We start from the raw sequence: 15,243 nt of genomic DNA, 5'->3' as shown, positions 1-15,243 counted from the left end.
TTCATTTTAATCGATTCATAAGCCACGAATCAACGTTCCTCCCAGACTGATGGACAGCGCGAGATGACAGCCTCCGACAAGCCCGAGATCATTCAGACCGGCCCGCTGATGGCCTATGCCGCCGATCAGCTGAAAAGCCGCTTCGTCGTGCATGAACTCTGGAAAGCGCCGGACCACGCCGCCCTGCTGCGGCAGGTCTCGGGCCGCGTGCGCGGCGTCGCGGCCGGCGGCGGGCACAACCGGGTCGATGGCGCACTCTTCGACGCGCTTCCCAAGCTCGAGATCGCGTCCAGCTTCGGCGTCGGCTACGATCACGTCGACGCGGCCGAAGCCGGCCGGCGTGGCGTTGTCGTGACGAACACCCCCGACGTGCTGACCGACGAGGTCGCCGATCTCGCGATCGGCCTGCTGCTCGCCACCGTCCGCCAGCTGCCGCAGGTCGATCGCTACCTGCGCGAAGGCAAGTGGCTCAAGGCCAACTATCCGCTGACGACCTCGCTGCGGAAGCGTTCGGTCGGCATCGTCGGCCTCGGCCGCATCGGCAAGGCCGTCGCGCATCGTCTCGAAGCCTTCGGGCTCTCGGTCGCCTATCACGGCCGCTCGCGCCAGGAGGACGTGGCCTATCGCTATTATCCGTCGCTCGTCGAGATGGCCGCGGATGTCGACACGTTGATCTCGGTCGCGCCGGGTGGGGCCTCGACGCACCACATCATCAACGCCGAAGTGCTGAAGGCGCTCGGACCGAACGGTATCGTCGTCAACGTCGGCCGCGGCACCGTGATCGACGAGCAGGCGCTGATCAAGGCGCTGCAGGACAAGACCATCCTCTCCGCCGGCCTCGACGTCTTCGAGGACGAGCCGCGCGTGCCGGCCGAGCTGATCGCGATCGAGCATGCCGTGCTGCTGCCCCATGTCGGCTCGGCCTCGGTCCACACCCGCGAGGCGATGGGCCAGCTTCTGGTCGACAATCTGGTTTCATGGTTCGATGGCAAGGGCCCGCTGACGCCCGTGCCGGAGACCCCATGGAAAAAGGCCTGATTCGCCGGCTGCTGCCGCTCATCCTCCTCGGCGCCGGCAACCTGCCGGCCATCGCCCAGACGGCGCCGCTTCCACGCGGCGCCGATAAGGCCCCGGAGGCGATCCGCCGCTGGCTCGGCGCCTGGGACCTCGAAATGGAGGGTGCGACGCGCAGTTGCACCGTCACCCTCGGGGCGGAAACCACCGGCAATGTCCGCCAGCTCCGCTTCCCCGCCACCTGCCGGCGCGCTTTGCCGATCCTCGACACGGCTGCGGCGTGGACGCTGGCCGCGAACGGGCAGCCGCTGCTGCTTGACACCAGCGGCAAGGAAGTGATCGGCTTTCAGAAAGGTTCTCCCGAAGCCGGCAGCGACGGCAAGGGGCGCGATGGCAAAGCCTATCGGCTGGTCTCGAAGGATCATCCGCGCGCCGCAGCGCCCCGTGCTTCGAACTCCGCAACCGCCGCGGCGACAGCCGCCCAGCGTCCAACGGCCGTCGACCCGGCGAAAGCGCCGGCGGCCGAGGCATTGCCGGGGCGCTATTCGGTGATGCGCCAGCAGAATCGCGAAGCCTGCCGCCTCGTCCTTTCCCCGCCATCGGCGAACGGGAGCGCGACGGCGGCCTTCGAGGGCGCCTGCCAGGATACCGGGCTCACGATCTTCGACCCTGCCGGCTGGCGCTATGCCGGCGGCAGGCTCACGCTGGTGGCGCGCCGCGGCCACGGCACCGATCTGGTCTTCGAGAACGGCCAGTGGCGCAAGGACCCTGCGGTCGGCGCGCCCCTGCTGATGCGCAAACTCAATCCGTAGCGCTTGCTCGTTTTGTACGGAAACACCGTCATTCCGGACAAGCCGCGTTAGCGGCGCCGATCCGGAATCCATCGGAGGGCTCTGCGCTCTAAGATGGATTCCTGGCCAAGCCCGGAATGACGGCACATTTACGTCGAAAGACGGCGCGATCCAGCGCCTCCGGCCGAAGCCCTATTCCGCCGCTTCCGCAGGCTTCAGCACGCCCCGGCGGATCTGGTCTTCCTCGATCGACTCGAAGAGCGCGCGGAAATTGCCCTCGCCGAAGCCGTCATCGCCCTTGCGCTGGATGAACTCGAAGAAGATCGGCCCGAGCACGGTTCCCGAGAATATCTGCAGGAGCACCTTGCTCATCCGGCCGGCCTTTTCGCCAAGCGCGACCGCGCCCTCCCCGTCGATCAGGATGCCGGTGGCCTTCAGCCGATCGACCGGCTCGCCATGGTTCGGCACGCGGCCGTTGACCTTCTCGTAATAGGTCTCGGGCGGCGCCGGCATGAAAGGCAAGCCGTTGCGGCGCAGTTGCTCGACGCTGGCATAGATATCCCGCGCGCCGAGCGCGACATGCTGGATGCCCTCGCCCTTGTACTGGCGTAAATACTCCTCGATCTGGCTCTTGTCGTCGAGCGACTCGTTGATCGGGATGCGGATCTTGCCGCAGGGCGAGGTCAGTGCCCGCGAGATCAGGCCGGTCAACTTGCCCTCGATGTTGAAGAAGCGGATCTCGCGGAAGTTGAAGAGCTCGCCGTACCAATCGGCCCAATGATCCATGCGGCCGCGCATGACATTGTGGGTCAGGTGGTCGAGGTAATACATCCCGGCCTGTTCGGGATGCGGATCGCGCTCTCCCAGCCACTCGAAATCGACATCCCAGATCGAGCCCTTCTCGCCATAGCGATCGACGAAGTAGAGCAGCGATCCGCCGATGCCGCGCACGGCCGGAATCGCGAGTTCGCCGGGGCCGATCGCGCTTTCATAGGGTTCGGCACCGAGCGACACCGCCCGCTCGAAGGCATGCTGGGCGTCGACGACGCGAAACGCCATCGCGCAGGCACAGGGGCCGTGCTCCGCCGCAAAGGCCTGGGCGAAGGAATCCGGCTCGGCATTGACGACGAAATTGACGTCGCCCTGCCGGTAGAGCGTCACCTGCTTCGAGCGATGGCGGGCGACCGGCTGGAAACCCATCGTCTCGAACAGGGCGCCGAGCTTCTCAGGCTCGGGATGGGCGAACTCGACGAACTCGAAGCCATCCGTCCCCATCGGATTGGCATCGGAGATTTCGGGCGGAGCGGCATCATGCGGAAAGGGGCCCATGGACATTCCTCCTGTTCTGTTGATGGCCCATGGTCGCGCAGAAAAGGAGAATGAGGCGTGCAAATCTGTACGCAGACTCGCAAATGATGCATCATCCGCGCGTAGCAGATCGAAACAGCGCACGATATGACCACTCTCGACACACTCGACTGGCGCCTGCTCGATGCCTTGCAGCGCGACGCCTCGCTGACCAACGCCGCCCTTGCGGAGCAGATCGGGCTCTCCGCCAGCCAAGTCTCGCGCCGCCGCCAGCGCCTGGAGCAGGATGGCGTCATCCGCGGCTATCGCGCCGCGCTGGAACCCGCCGCCGTGGGCCTCGGCGTCATCGTGTTCATCCATGTCGCGCTCGATACCCATTCGCGCGACAATGCCCGGCGCTTCCGCGATCTCGTCCGGCTAACCCCGTCGATCCTCGAAGCCCACGCATTGACCGGCGAGGCGGATTATCTGCTGAAGGTCGCGGTCGGCGACCTCAAGGCGCTCGCCCGGCTCGTCAACGAAATCCTGATGCCGCATGAAAGCGTGGCGCGCGTTCGCTCCGAGATCGCGCTCGAGACGCTGAAGGAGCCGGGGCTCCTGCCGTTGCCGATGACATAGCGCAGAGCCCATGCAAACTGCGCCATTGTCATGCCGCTTTCATACGGCTGATCGATCCCGACAGCACCATATTGCACTGCGCCACGACAGGAGACTCCCATGTTCAATGCCAAATCGCTGCTCGACGCCCTGATCAGCGCCGGCAGCCAGGCAGGTGCGCAGGCGGGGCAGCAGGGTGGTCTTGGTGGAGTGCTGGGCGGTCTGGCGGAACAGGTGCAGCGTTCGGGCGGCCTCGGCGGTCTCGCCGGCCAGATCCTGACCCAAGCCACACAGGGCGTCGGCGACGCCGCGCGCCAGACCGGCGTGCAGCAGGGCGCCAACGACGCCCTCGGCAAGGTCACGGGCGGCCGGACGCCCGACCAGCTCATCGAGCAGGCGAAGGGCCTGTTCAGCAGCAACCCTGCGCTGGCGACGGCCGTGCTCGGCGGCCTCGGCGCTCTGGTATTCGGCACCAGCACCGGGCGCTCCGTGGCGGGTTCGGCCGCCAAGCTCGGCGGTCTCGCCCTGATCGGCGGCCTCGCCTACAAGGCCTACCAGAACTACCAGGCCGGCAAGCCGCTGCTCGACAGCCGCCAGCAGGAGGTTCTGCCAGCCCCCGCCGGCACCGGCTTCGAACCGCAGGCGGCAAGCGAAGCCACTGCCCTCGTCTTCATCCGCGCCATGATCGCCGCGGCTGCCGCCGATGGGCATATCGACACGGAAGAGCGCAGCACCATTCTCGGTGGGCTTCAGGAAGCCGGCCTCGACCAGGAGGCTCATGACTGGCTGGCCAAGGAAATGGCGAATCCTGCATCGATCGATGCCCTCGTCGAGGCCGCCGAAAGCCCGGAACTCGCTGCGCAGATCTATACGGCCGCGCGCATCGCCATCAACCCTGAAACCGCCCCCGAGAAGGACTTCCTGGCCGGTCTGGCCGGCTCTCTCGGGCTCGACGCAGAGCTGGTCGCCAATATCGACGCCGCCGCCAGCGCCGCAAAGGTCTGAATACCTCGCTTCAGGCAACACCCGCCGGAAGCGATGCAGCCGGGGTTCGCCGCCTGCGGAAGCGGGCTGTTAAGCATGGATTTGAAATCAGTGCTCGTTTTTGACGCCATATGCACCCCCGTTTAGGAGTTTGGCGCCGATAACGCCCGCGCCGGGGTAACCGGCCGCCGGGCCTGCCATGCGCGCCGGCGCATGCGCAGGAGCGACGGGCCGGGCTATGTCTTTGACCGCAATGATCTGGGCGATGCGGCCGCTTCACTGGCTGAAGAACGGCCTGGTCTTCATTCCGATCCTGCTGAACCATGACGTTTTCGACATCGAGGCGCTCTGGCATGGCCTGATTGCCTTCGTCGCTTTCAGCCTGATCGCCTCGGCGATCTATCTCCTGAACGACATCAAGGATGTCGAGGCCGATCGACACCATCCGACGAAGTGCAAGCGGCCGCTCGCAGCCGGCGAGATCACGCAAACGCAGGCTTACGCTGCCGTCCCCGTGCTGCTCGTCGCGGCCTTCTCGACGGTCATGTTCGTACCGCAGCCGAAAATCTTCGCGCTTTCGCTGCTGGCCTATCTCTTCCTGGCGCTTGCCTATCTGCTGTTCCTGAAACGCAAGCTCCTGGTCGACGTGCTCGGGCTCGCCGCCATGCATACGCTGCGCATCCTCGCCGGCAATGCCGCCGCGGCCATCCCCGTCTCGTCCTGGCTGCTTGCCTTCTCGATGTTCCTGTTCCTCAGCCTCGCTCTGGTGAAGCGCTATGCCGAGCTGAGGATCACCCAGGATCAGTCCGGGCTGAAGAAGGCCGGGCGCGGCTATCATGCCGAGGACATCGAGGCCCTTTCCCAGCTCGGCATGGCCTCGGGCTGCACCTGCGCACTGATCATGGCGCTCTATGTCGACAGTGCCAATGTGAAGCAGCTCTACCGGCACCCCGAGCTGATCTGGCTGGTCTGCCCGATCATCCTCTACCAGATGGCGCGGATCTGGTTCCTGGCACGTCGCGGCCACATGCCGGACGACCCGCTCGTCTTCATGATCCGCGACTGGCGCAGTCAGGTCATGGGCCTGCTGGTGGTCGCGATCATGATCGCGGCGACACTCCTGCCGTGACAGCTCCCCTCGCCGATTACCGTTCCTGGGGCGGGCTCGCGGCCCGCGACAGCGAGATCGTCGATGCGCGGGATTGGCTCGATGCCCCCGGCCGTCATCGGCGGCCTGCGCTCGCCTACGGCAATGGCCGCTCCTACGGCGATTCCTGCCTGAACGAGGGCGGCGCGCTGATCGACACGCGCGGAATGGACGAAATCCTGTTCTTCGATCGCGAAACCGGCCTGCTGACCTGCGGGGCCGGCCTGCTGCTCGACCGCCTGCTGGAGTTCACCGTGCCGGCCGGCTGGTTTCCGCCGGTCACGCCCGGCACCAGCTTCGTCACCATCGGCGGCGCGCTCGCCAACGATGTCCATGGCAAGAACCATCACGGAGCCGGCACCTTCGGCCGCCATGTCCGCGCCTTGGAGCTGGTGCGCTCCGATGGCCAGCGCCTGATCTGTGCTCCGGATCTGAACCCGGCACTTTTCGCCGCGACGGTCGGCGGCCTCGGCCTCACCGGGCTGGTGACGCAGGTGACCCTGCAGCTGATGCCGATCGCCTCGACAGAGATGGAGCAGGAGGTGCTGCATTTCGACGGGCTCGCCCGCTTCTTCGAGATCGCCGCCGAATCCGACGCGACCCATGACTACACCGTCGCCTGGATCGACTCTCTGGCCAGCGGCCCCAATTTCGGGCGGGGCGTCTTCTTCCGTGCCAACCACGCACCGTCCACGGGCGAAGCGGCGCCCCGCAGCGCGCGCGGCCTGTCTTTTCCGCTGAAGCCTCCGGTTCCCCTCATCAACCGGATGACGCTTCACGCCTTCAACTGGCTCTATCGGAACGCCCAGCCCCGCGACGGCTCGATCCGGCGCGTACCGTATCGCCCCTTCTTCTATCCGCTCGACCGGGTCCGCGACTGGAACCGCGCCTACGGCCCGCAAGGCCTGCGGCAATTCCAGTGCGTGATCCCGATGGCCCATGCCCATGAGGCCGTCGCGGCGATGCTGCACCGGACATTGGCCGCCGGCGAGTCCTCATTCCTCACGGTGCTCAAGCTCTTCGGCGACAGGCCCTCTCCCGGCCTGATGTCCTTCCCGATGCCGGGAGCGACGCTGACGCTCGACTTTCCCAATCGCGGGGAAAGGACAGCAAGGCTGTTGACCGAACTGGACGGTATCGCCGTCGCCGCCGGCGGCCGGATCAACCCCTACAAGGATGCACGCATGCCGGCGGCGACCTTCGAGGCCTCCTTCCCCCGCTGGCGCGACTTCGCTGTTCATGTCGACCCGGGCTTCTCCTCGGATTTCTGGCGGCGCGTCAGCGCCGGCTGAGGCCTCCAAAAAAATCGACATCGGCTTTGAACCTTCCCGCCAGGCTCCGCGACCAATGAGCATGGAGGGCGAAGGTTCGCTCTCGCAACAGTCGGGAGAGACGAGCATGACGACGTTCCGCAAGACCGTGACCGCCACCCTCGCGGCCGTGACCCTGGCCACCACCCTGATCGCTTCCGGCGCCGAGGCGCGCCCGCGCTGGGGTTATGGCTACGGTGGCTGGGGCGTCGGAGCCGGTGTGGTCGGCGCGCTCGCCGCTGGTGCCATCATCGCCTCGGCCGCTCGCCCGGCCTATGGCTACGGCTACTACGCTGCCCCCGTCCGCTCCTGCGACATGGTCGAGCGCTTCGACCGCTGGGGCAACGTCATCGGCTACCGCCGGGTCTGCGGTTACTACTGAGCTTCCCTGGACGACCCTGTTTCGAGACCCCACACTCAAAAGGCCGGCGCAAGCCGGCCTCTTTTTTGTTGGCGATGCTCGCGTCGTCAGCCCTTGGCAGCGGCGACCTTGCGCAGATAGCCGGTGACGATGCCGGTCACGCCGCGCGACAGCACATCCTCGAATGCCGCGAGGAACTGATCGCACTGCTCGCGCGTGACGATCAGCGGCGGCTCCAGCCGGATGACGTTGCGGTTGTACTCGGTGAAGGCGACGAGCACGTCGTGCTCCTTCAGGAGCAGCGCCCCGACGAAGCCGCAGAGCGAGCCCTTCAGCTTGTCGTCGAGCAGCGCGACCATCTGCTTCACCCCGAAAGGCATGGTCTCGCTGATGTCCTGGAACTCGATCCCGATCATCAGCCCGCGGCCGCGGATCTCCTTCAGCAGGGTCGGATACTTCGCACGAAGCCCGTTCAGTCGCTCGATCAGATAATCGCCCTGGCGCTGCGCATTGCCCATCAAATCCTCGTCGTAGAGGACGTTGAGCGCCTCGATCGAGGAGACGCAGGCTTCGCCCATGCCGCCGAAGGTCGCCTGCGCATGGATCAGCGCGCTCTTCGGCTTGCCATAGGCCTTCATGTAGATCTCGCGACGCGCGATCATCGCGCCCATCGCCGCCTTGGAACCGCCGAGCGCCTTTGCGAGCGCGGTGACATCAGGCACCACGCCGTCGCGCTCGAAGGCGAAGAACTGTCCGGTGCGGCCCAGCCCGCATTGCACCTCGTCGGCGACCCAGAGCACGCCATGCTTGTCGCAGAGCGCCCGCAGCTCCCGCCAGAAACCCTCCGGCGCCTCGACGATGCCGCCGCCGCCCTGGATCGTCTCCATCACGACGATGCCGATCGACGGATCGCTCTCAAGCGCCTGCCGAACCGCGGCGATGTCGCCGAACGGCACCTTGACCCGGTTCTCGACCAGCTTGAACTGCGACTGGTAAAGCGTCGAATCCGTGATCGAGAGCACGCCCTTGGTCTTGCCGTGGAAGGAGTTCGCGGCGTGCAGGATCTTCGACTTGGCCGGCCCCTGGGCCTGCTCGGCGACCTTCAGCGCCGCTTCCATCGCCTCCGAGCCGGTCGAGCCGAGGAAGACCATGTCGAGATCGCCAGGCGCGATGGTGGCGAGGTTCTTCGCCAACGCCGAGGCGTATTGCGACATGAAGGCCATGCAGATCTCATGGCGGTTCTCGTCCTGGAACTTCTGCCGGGCCGCGACGATGCGCGGATGGTTGTGGCCGAAGGCGACCGAGCAGAAACCGCCGAAGAAATCGAGGATTTTGCGGCCGTCCTTGGTGATGTAGTGCATGCCCTCGGCACGATCGACGAGGATCTTGTCGAAACCGAGCAGCTTCAGGAAGTGCAGCTGGCCGGGGTTGATATGGGCGGCAAAGAGTTCCTTCACCTGCGCCGCGTCGAGCTGCTTGGCGGCTTCGACGCTGATGAGCTGCGGCCGGGCGGCGGTCATGGGGGCATCCTCGTGCTTGAAGGCGGGCATGCTCATGCTGCGAGGCTCCTCTCGGCCTGTTTCTGGCCATCCTTGGCCTTGCGATATTCGGTATAGGCGGCGAGCAGCATGTCCTCGTCGCGATGTTGCGGCCGCCAGCCGAGCTCGCGCTTGGCCTTGGAGGTATCGAGGATGCAGATCTCGTCGGCGATCTTATACTGCTCGGGGTCCATGATCGGCAGGTTGACGGCGTCGAGCGCATCGAGCGTCAGCTTCACCAGCGAGGCCGGCGTCGGCAGCAGGATCGATTTCGAGCCCGCATGCCTGATCAGGTCGCCGAGCAGCTTCTTCACCGGCGGCGGATCGTCGGAGCCGAGATTATAGGCCTCGTTCGGGAAGCCGGCCTTCCACGCCGCCACGCAGGCGCTGGCGCAGTCGAAGACCGAGATGAACTGGTAGGGGTTGTTGCCACCGCCGATCATCGGCACCGGCAGGTTCATGTCGATCAGCTTGAACAGCTTGATCAGGATGCCGAGCCGGCCCGGCCCGATGATCAGCCGCGGCCGGAAGATCGGAATGCGGAAACCCTTCGCCCGGTAATCATCGGCGAGGCGCTCGGTCGCCAGCTTGCTCTCGCCATATTCGCCGAGCGGCTTGGCCGGATGCGTCTCGTCCTGCGGCACCCGCACCGAATGGCCGTAGATCATGTCGGTGGTGAAATGGACGAGGCGGTCGGCGCCGTTCTTCTCCATCCAGCTCAGGATGTTCTGGGTGCCGTGATAGTTCACCGGCCAGAAGAAGTCGTGGCGTTCCGCGCGCGTCACGATCGGGGACAGCATCTTGGCCGAAAGGTTGTAGACCACGTCCGCCGGCGAGAGCGGAATGCTCTCGACGCTTTCCGCCCGGGTGACGTCGATCTTCAGGAACGGCACCTTGGCGTAATGCGCGTGGCCGCTCTTGTGGATGTCCGCAACCAGCACCTCCTCGCCCATAGCCGTCAGGTCTGCCGCCAGATGCGAGCCGACGAAGCCGTCGCCGCCGATGATGATGTGCTTCATCGTCTCATCCCCTCGGAGCGACCGGCAGGCGCGGGCGCCGGTTGCGCACGGGCACGGGGATCGGCTGCGGCACGGCCAGCGGCTCGAACAGGGCGCCGAGGCGCAGGAACAGGCGAACGATCAGGTCCATGATATCCCTCAGCTTTGTGCGATGAAGATGGTGCCGAGCACGATGAAGCCGATGCCGGCGATGCGCAGGGCGCCCAGATCCTCGTGGAAGACGAAGTAGGCGTAGGCCGCGACCACGACATAAGCGAGGCTCAGGAACGGATAGGCGTAGCTGATCTGCACCTTCGACAGGACGATCAGATGCGAGGCCATGCTGATGACGAAGGTGCATAAGCCAGCGAAGACGAAGGGGTTGAAGACGACACGGAAGACCGTGCCGACCAGGCCGTCGCCGGCGACGTCGAGCGAGCCGACCCCGCTCATGCCGCGCTTCAGCATGAGCTGCGCGGCGGCATTGGTCAGCACCGTGAACAGGATCAGGGGAAGATAGGTGTTCATCGTAGTGCTGGCCGGCTCCGCATGGCTTTGTCGCCCATGGGAATGCAGCGGAAAATACTTCAAATGCCTTAGGGACCTGGCCCGACTTGATCGTAGCGTTAAGGGGAAGCTGCTGCGATCATCGAAATTCGCCATTGATCAGATCGCTGACGCCATCTGACATCGGACGGAATAATCTTGCCGGCTCCCGGATCGGAGATCGGTCATGCCTCTTCCCAACCGCGTCAGGCCCGACGGCACGCTCTTTGCCGATCCGGCGCGCGGCCTGTTTTTCGGCAATCGGGGCGGCCGCTTCCACGATCCCGAGCGGCAAGAGGTGCCCTCGCGCCTGCAGGCGACGCATCACTGGCTCTGCTGCGTGCTCTCCTTCAAGGACCGCCGGCGCCGGGTCTGGGGCCGCGGCTACACCGAGCTGTTCTTCTGCGACGAGCTGACGGCGCTCGCCGCCGGTCACCGCCCCTGCATGGAATGCCGTCGCCACGACGCGCTCGCCTATCGCGATGCGCTCGTGAAGGGGCTGGGGCTCGCGGAGACGCCGCTCTTCCCCGAAATGGATCGCATCCTCGATGCCGACCGCCGGATCGGCCGGACGAAGCGCACGCATCGGCTGGCCACCGAGCAGCTGCCAGACGGCGCGATGCTGCTTTCCGACGATGGCAAGTCGTTTCTGGCACTGCGCGGAACCTCGGCCCTGCTCTGGTCGCCGGCCGGCTATGTCGCGCGGCGCGACCGGCCGCAGGGGATGGCGACCGTCCTGACCCCGCCCGCCACGCTGGCGGCGTTGACGCAGGGCTATCGCCCTGTCTGGCACCCGAGCGCGGAGGCTCTGCTGACTTTGGGGCCCACCGGCACCTAGGAACTTTCGCCCACTGCCGAGCGTTGCCGCAGCATCATCGTTCCAACGAGGGGCTGCAAATGCGTTCCATTGTCCTGTGGCTTGTAGGTGTTCCGATCCCGATCATCATCCTGCTATGGTTCTTCATGAAATAGGGCCTTGCCCCGTTCATGGATCAAGGCCGGGCTCCTGCCCGGCCTTCTTCTTTTGGAACGCAGTACCGCTTTTGGAACGCAGTACCGCCACCGGCTGACAGGCCATCATGTTTCACCCGCATGCTTCTCCGGTCGCAACGCAGCCCAACCTGGCCTATATGCGCTCCATGCCTCCATCCTCCGCACCCCCGATCATCTCGGTCTCCGGCCTGTCCAAGACCTATGATTCCGGCTTCAGCGCGTTGAAGACGGTCGATCTCGACATCAGGCGAGGCGAAATCTTCGCCCTGCTCGGGCCCAACGGCGCCGGCAAGACCACGCTGATCAGCATCATCTGCGGCCTGGTGCGTCCGAGCACCGGCACCGTCCTCGCCGACGGCCACGACATCCTGCGCGACTACCGCGCGGCCCGCGCCGCCATCGGCCTCGTGCCGCAGGAGCTGACCACCGACGCCTTCGAAACGGTCTGGGGCACGGTCAACTTCAGCCGCGGCCTGTTCGGCAAGCCGAAGGATCCCGGCCGGATCGAGCACATCCTCAAGGACCTTTCGCTCTGGGACAAGCGCGACAGCCAGATCCGCATGTTGTCCGGCGGGATGAAGCGCCGCGTGATGATCGCCAAGGCCCTCTCGCACGAGCCGCGCATCCTCTTCCTCGACGAGCCGACGGCCGGCGTCGATGTCGAGCTGCGGCAGGACATGTGGCAGATGGTGCGCCGGCTCAAGGATGACGGCGTCACCATCATCCTGACGACCCACTACATCGAGGAAGCCGAGGAGATGGCTGATCGGGTGGGCGTCATCTCCAAGGGCGAGATCATCCTCGTCGAGGAGAAGGCCGAGCTGATGCGCAAGCTCGGCAAGAAGCAGCTCGCGCTGCAGCTCCAGCAGCCGATCGCCGCACTTCCGGAGGCTCTCGCGAGCTTCGATCTCAGGCTTTCCGCCGGCGGCGACGAAATCGTCTACACCTATGACACGCAGGCCGAGCGCACCGGCATCACCACGCTGCTCCAGACCCTGTCGGAAGCCGGCATCCGCTTCCGCGACCTCAGCACCAGCCAGAGTTCGCTGGAGGACATCTTCGTCAGCCTGGTGAGGGAGCGGGCATGAGCGCCGCGAGCTTCAATCCGCGCGCCATCGCCGCGATCTACCGCTTCGAGATGGCGCGCACCTGGCGCACGCCGCTGCAGAGCATCGTCTCGCCCGTGCTCTCGACCTCGCTCTATTTCATCGTCTTCGGCGGTGCGATCGGCTCGCGCATGCAGTCGATCGAGGGCGTGCCCTATGGCGCCTTCATCGTGCCGGGCCTGATCATGCTCTCGCTGCTGACGCAGAGCATCGCCAACGCCTCCTTCGCGATCTACTTCCCGAAGTTCACCGGCACGATCTACGAACTTCTCTCGGCGCCGGTCGCCTGGTGGGAGGCTGTGATCGGCTATGTCGGCGCCGCCGCGACGAAATCGATCCTGCTCGGCCTCATCATCCTGGCCACCGCGACCTTCTTCGTGCCGCTCCGGATCGAGCACCCCTTCATGATGCTGCTCTTCCTGGTGCTGACGGCGACGACCTTCAGCCTGTTCGGCTTCATCATCGGCATCTGGGCCGATGGCTTCGAGAAGCTGCAGGTCATCCCGCTGCTGATCGTCACGCCCCTCGCCTTCCTCGGCGGCTCCTTCTATTCGATCAGCATGCTGCCGCCCTTCTGGCGGACGGTGACGCTGTTCAACCCGGTCGTCTATCTGATCAGCGGCTTCCGCTGGAGCTTCTTCGGGCTCGCCGATGTCAGCCTCGGCGTCAGCCTGGGCATGACCGTGCTGTTCCTGGTCGCATGCATCGCCGCCGTCGGCTGGATCTTCAAGACGGGCTACCGGCTCAAGAACTGACCACGCATCGCCGTTGACTTCCGCGTCGCATCCGTCTTGAAGCGGGCCATGACCGATCTTTCGACCATCGAGGCGGCTGCAGCCAACGCTGCACCTCACGCGCGCCGGCGCACCTTCGCCATCATCTCGCACCCGGACGCGGGCAAGACGACGCTGACCGAGAAGCTGCTCTATTTTGGCGGCGCCATTCAGCTCGCCGGCGAGGTGCGCGCCAAGCAGGGCCGCCGCCAGACCTCCTCGGACTGGATGAAGATCGAGCGCCAGCGCGGCATCTCGGTCGTCACCTCGGTGATGACCTTCGAATATGGCGGCCACGTCTTCAACCTGCTGGACACGCCAGGCCACGAGGACTTCTCGGAAGACACCTACCGCACGCTGACCGCCGTCGATTCCGCTGTGATGGTCATCGACGCCGCCAAGGGCATCGAGGACCGCACCAAGAAGCTCTTCGAGGTCTGCCGCCTCAGAGACATCCCGATCGTCACCTTCATCAACAAGGTCGACCGCGAGACGCGCGACCCCTTCGACCTGATCAACGAGATCGAGACCACGCTGGCGCTCGACGTCGCGCCGATGACCTGGCCGGTCGGGCGCGGACGCGAATTCGTCGGCACCTACGATCTCAAGGCCAACACCTTCCGCCGCAACCAGAAGGGCGACGAGCGCGCCGAGGATCAGCGCGTCTCCGGCTGGGACGATCCGCTCTTCGACGAGCTGCTGCCGCACGGCGCCGCCGAGACCTGGCGCGAGGAGGTCTTCCTTGCCGCCGAGGGCCTGAAGCCATTCGATCTCCAGGCCTTCCGCGAGGGCCACCTGACCCCGCTCTATTTCGGCGCCGCGCTGCGCGACTACGGCGTGCGCGACCTGATCGATGCGCTCGGCGCCTATGCCCCGAGCCCGCGCGCGCAGATGGCCGACAAGCGCCCGGTCGAGGCCGGCGAGCCGAAGATGACCGGCTTCGTCTTCAAGATCCAGGCGAACATGGATCCGAACCACCGCGACCGCATCGCCTTCATGCGCGTGTGTTCGGGCAAGCTGACCCGCGGCATGAAGGCGAAGCTGGTGCGGACGGCCAAGCCGATGCCGCTCAACGCGCCGCAGTTCTTCTTCGCCCGCGACCGCTCGATCGCCGAGGAGGCCTTCGCCGGCGACATCGTCGGCCTGCCCAACCATGGCACCCTGCGCATCGGCGACACGCTGACCGAGGGCGAGGACATCGTCTTCAAGGGCGTGCCGAGCTTCGCGCCGGAAATCCTGCGCCGCGTCAAGCTCAAGGACGCGATGAAGGCCAAGAAGCTGCGCGAGGCGCTGCAGCAGATGGCCGAGGAAGGCGTCGTCCAGCTCTTCCTGCCGCATGACGGCGCACCGGCCATCGTCGGCGTCGTCGGCGCGCTCCAGCTCGACGTGCTCAAGGAACGGATGGACGCCGAGTATTCGCTCCCCGTCGATTTCGAGCCCTGCCAGTTCTCGATCGCGCGCTGGGTCTCCTCGGACGACAAGGCGGCGTTGGCGAAATTCGTCGGCCTGAAGCCATCCTCGATGGCCGACGATCTCGATGGCGATCCCGTCTTCATGGCATCCAGCCAGTTCACGCTGAAATACGATGCGGAGCGAGCTCCGGACGTCACCTTCTCCGACGTGAAGGACTACCAGAAAGTGACGAAGGGCTAGAGCATGCTGCGTTTGCCCGGAGCCATCGCGTCATCCCGGGCTTGACCGGGATGACGGTGCGTTCCCGTGAAAAATCAGCCGCGCTGGCCTTCCCTTCTCCCTTCGGAGGAGGGACGGACCTCCC

Annotated in this window: 16 protein-coding genes; 11 read left to right on the top strand and 5 right to left on the bottom strand. The window is 65.7% G+C overall.

The window, feature by feature from the left end:
• The first annotated feature begins 63 nt into the window (after positions 1–63).
• Together AC2FAN_RS21305 and AC2FAN_RS21300 are read left to right on the top strand one after the other, a co-directional pair.
• On the top strand, positions 64–1,038 hold the full coding sequence (locus tag AC2FAN_RS21305) for a 2-hydroxyacid dehydrogenase (protein WP_485176204.1): 975 nt from the start codon (positions 64–66) through the stop codon (positions 1,036–1,038).
• On the top strand, positions 1,023–1,826 hold the full coding sequence (locus tag AC2FAN_RS21300) for an AprI/Inh family metalloprotease inhibitor (protein ID WP_485176203.1): 804 nt from the start codon (positions 1,023–1,025) through the stop codon (positions 1,824–1,826). The genes AC2FAN_RS21305 and AC2FAN_RS21300 overlap by 16 nt, the downstream gene beginning before the upstream one ends.
• A 171-nt stretch (positions 1,827–1,997) precedes the next feature.
• Here the strand turns inward: AC2FAN_RS21300 and hppD are convergent, their stop codons facing one another.
• The gene (hppD, locus tag AC2FAN_RS21295; protein ID WP_265050229.1) at positions 1,998–3,134 is read right to left on the bottom strand and encodes a 4-hydroxyphenylpyruvate dioxygenase; all 1,137 of its coding nucleotides are present in this window, start codon (positions 3,132–3,134) and stop codon (positions 1,998–2,000) included.
• Between the two features lie 126 nt (positions 3,135–3,260).
• Between hppD and AC2FAN_RS21290 the strand changes: the two genes are divergently transcribed.
• The 5 genes from AC2FAN_RS21290 (at position 3,261) to AC2FAN_RS21270 (ending at position 7,533) form a co-directional block, all read left to right on the top strand.
• The gene (locus AC2FAN_RS21290; protein ID WP_265050230.1) at positions 3,261–3,731 is read left to right on the top strand and encodes an Lrp/AsnC family transcriptional regulator; all 471 of its coding nucleotides are present in this window, start codon (positions 3,261–3,263) and stop codon (positions 3,729–3,731) included.
• Between the two features lie 99 nt (positions 3,732–3,830).
• Positions 3,831–4,715: a tellurite resistance TerB family protein gene (locus tag AC2FAN_RS21285; RefSeq protein WP_485176202.1), complete on the top strand. Its 885-nt coding sequence runs from the start codon at positions 3,831–3,833 to the stop codon at positions 4,713–4,715.
• Positions 4,716–4,932: 217 nt separating this feature from the next.
• Positions 4,933–5,823 (top strand): UbiA family prenyltransferase, encoded by an 891-nt coding sequence (locus tag AC2FAN_RS21280; protein WP_485176201.1) that lies wholly within the window; start codon positions 4,933–4,935, stop codon positions 5,821–5,823.
• Entirely contained in the window at positions 5,820–7,133 is a 1,314-nt protein-coding gene (locus AC2FAN_RS21275) for an FAD-binding oxidoreductase (RefSeq protein WP_485176200.1), read from the top strand. Before AC2FAN_RS21280 ends, AC2FAN_RS21275 begins: the two co-directional genes overlap by 4 nt.
• Positions 7,134–7,239: 106 nt before the next feature.
• The gene (locus AC2FAN_RS21270) at positions 7,240–7,533 is read left to right on the top strand and encodes a hypothetical protein (RefSeq protein ID WP_476806783.1); all 294 of its coding nucleotides are present in this window, start codon (positions 7,240–7,242) and stop codon (positions 7,531–7,533) included.
• 86 nt (positions 7,534–7,619) lie between these two features.
• Here AC2FAN_RS21270 and AC2FAN_RS21265 read toward each other — a convergent pair whose 3' ends face one another.
• Genes AC2FAN_RS21265 through AC2FAN_RS21250 form a run of 4 tightly spaced genes read right to left on the bottom strand, consistent with a single transcriptional unit; the run spans position 7,620 to position 10,576 of the window.
• Positions 7,620–9,068, bottom strand: coding sequence for an aspartate aminotransferase family protein (locus AC2FAN_RS21265; RefSeq protein ID WP_485176198.1), 1,449 nt, complete (start codon positions 9,066–9,068; stop codon positions 7,620–7,622).
• The gene (locus tag AC2FAN_RS21260) at positions 9,065–10,069 is read right to left on the bottom strand and encodes an NAD-dependent epimerase/dehydratase family protein (RefSeq protein WP_485176197.1); all 1,005 of its coding nucleotides are present in this window, start codon (positions 10,067–10,069) and stop codon (positions 9,065–9,067) included. Before AC2FAN_RS21260 ends, AC2FAN_RS21265 begins: the two co-directional genes overlap by 4 nt.
• A 4-nt stretch (positions 10,070–10,073) precedes the next feature.
• Positions 10,074–10,199 (bottom strand): hypothetical protein, encoded by a 126-nt coding sequence (locus AC2FAN_RS21255; RefSeq protein WP_485176195.1) that lies wholly within the window; start codon positions 10,197–10,199, stop codon positions 10,074–10,076.
• Positions 10,200–10,207: 8 nt separating this feature from the next.
• Entirely contained in the window at positions 10,208–10,576 is a 369-nt protein-coding gene (locus AC2FAN_RS21250; protein WP_485176194.1) for a DMT family transporter, read from the bottom strand.
• 205 nt (positions 10,577–10,781) lie between these two features.
• Between AC2FAN_RS21250 and AC2FAN_RS21245 the strand changes: the two genes are divergently transcribed.
• From AC2FAN_RS21245 to AC2FAN_RS21230, 4 genes are all read left to right on the top strand, one after another.
• On the top strand, positions 10,782–11,432 hold the full coding sequence (locus tag AC2FAN_RS21245; RefSeq protein WP_485176193.1) for a hypothetical protein: 651 nt from the start codon (positions 10,782–10,784) through the stop codon (positions 11,430–11,432).
• A gap of 301 nt (positions 11,433–11,733) precedes the next feature.
• A complete protein-coding gene (locus AC2FAN_RS21240) occupies positions 11,734–12,675 on the top strand; it encodes an ABC transporter ATP-binding protein (protein WP_265050240.1) in 942 nt (313 codons plus the stop codon).
• A complete protein-coding gene (locus AC2FAN_RS21235; RefSeq protein WP_265050241.1) occupies positions 12,672–13,448 on the top strand; it encodes an ABC transporter permease in 777 nt (258 codons plus the stop codon). The genes AC2FAN_RS21240 and AC2FAN_RS21235 overlap by 4 nt, the downstream gene beginning before the upstream one ends.
• Before the next feature lie 48 nt (positions 13,449–13,496).
• The gene (locus tag AC2FAN_RS21230; protein ID WP_265050242.1) at positions 13,497–15,119 is read left to right on the top strand and encodes a peptide chain release factor 3; all 1,623 of its coding nucleotides are present in this window, start codon (positions 13,497–13,499) and stop codon (positions 15,117–15,119) included.
• Positions 15,120–15,243: the final 124 nt, after the last annotated feature.

This window comes from Allobosea sp. RIT-PG3_2, from assembly GCF_057321085.1.
Note: the sequence above shows the minus strand (reverse complement) of the source record. Positions and strands in the feature narration are given on the sequence as shown.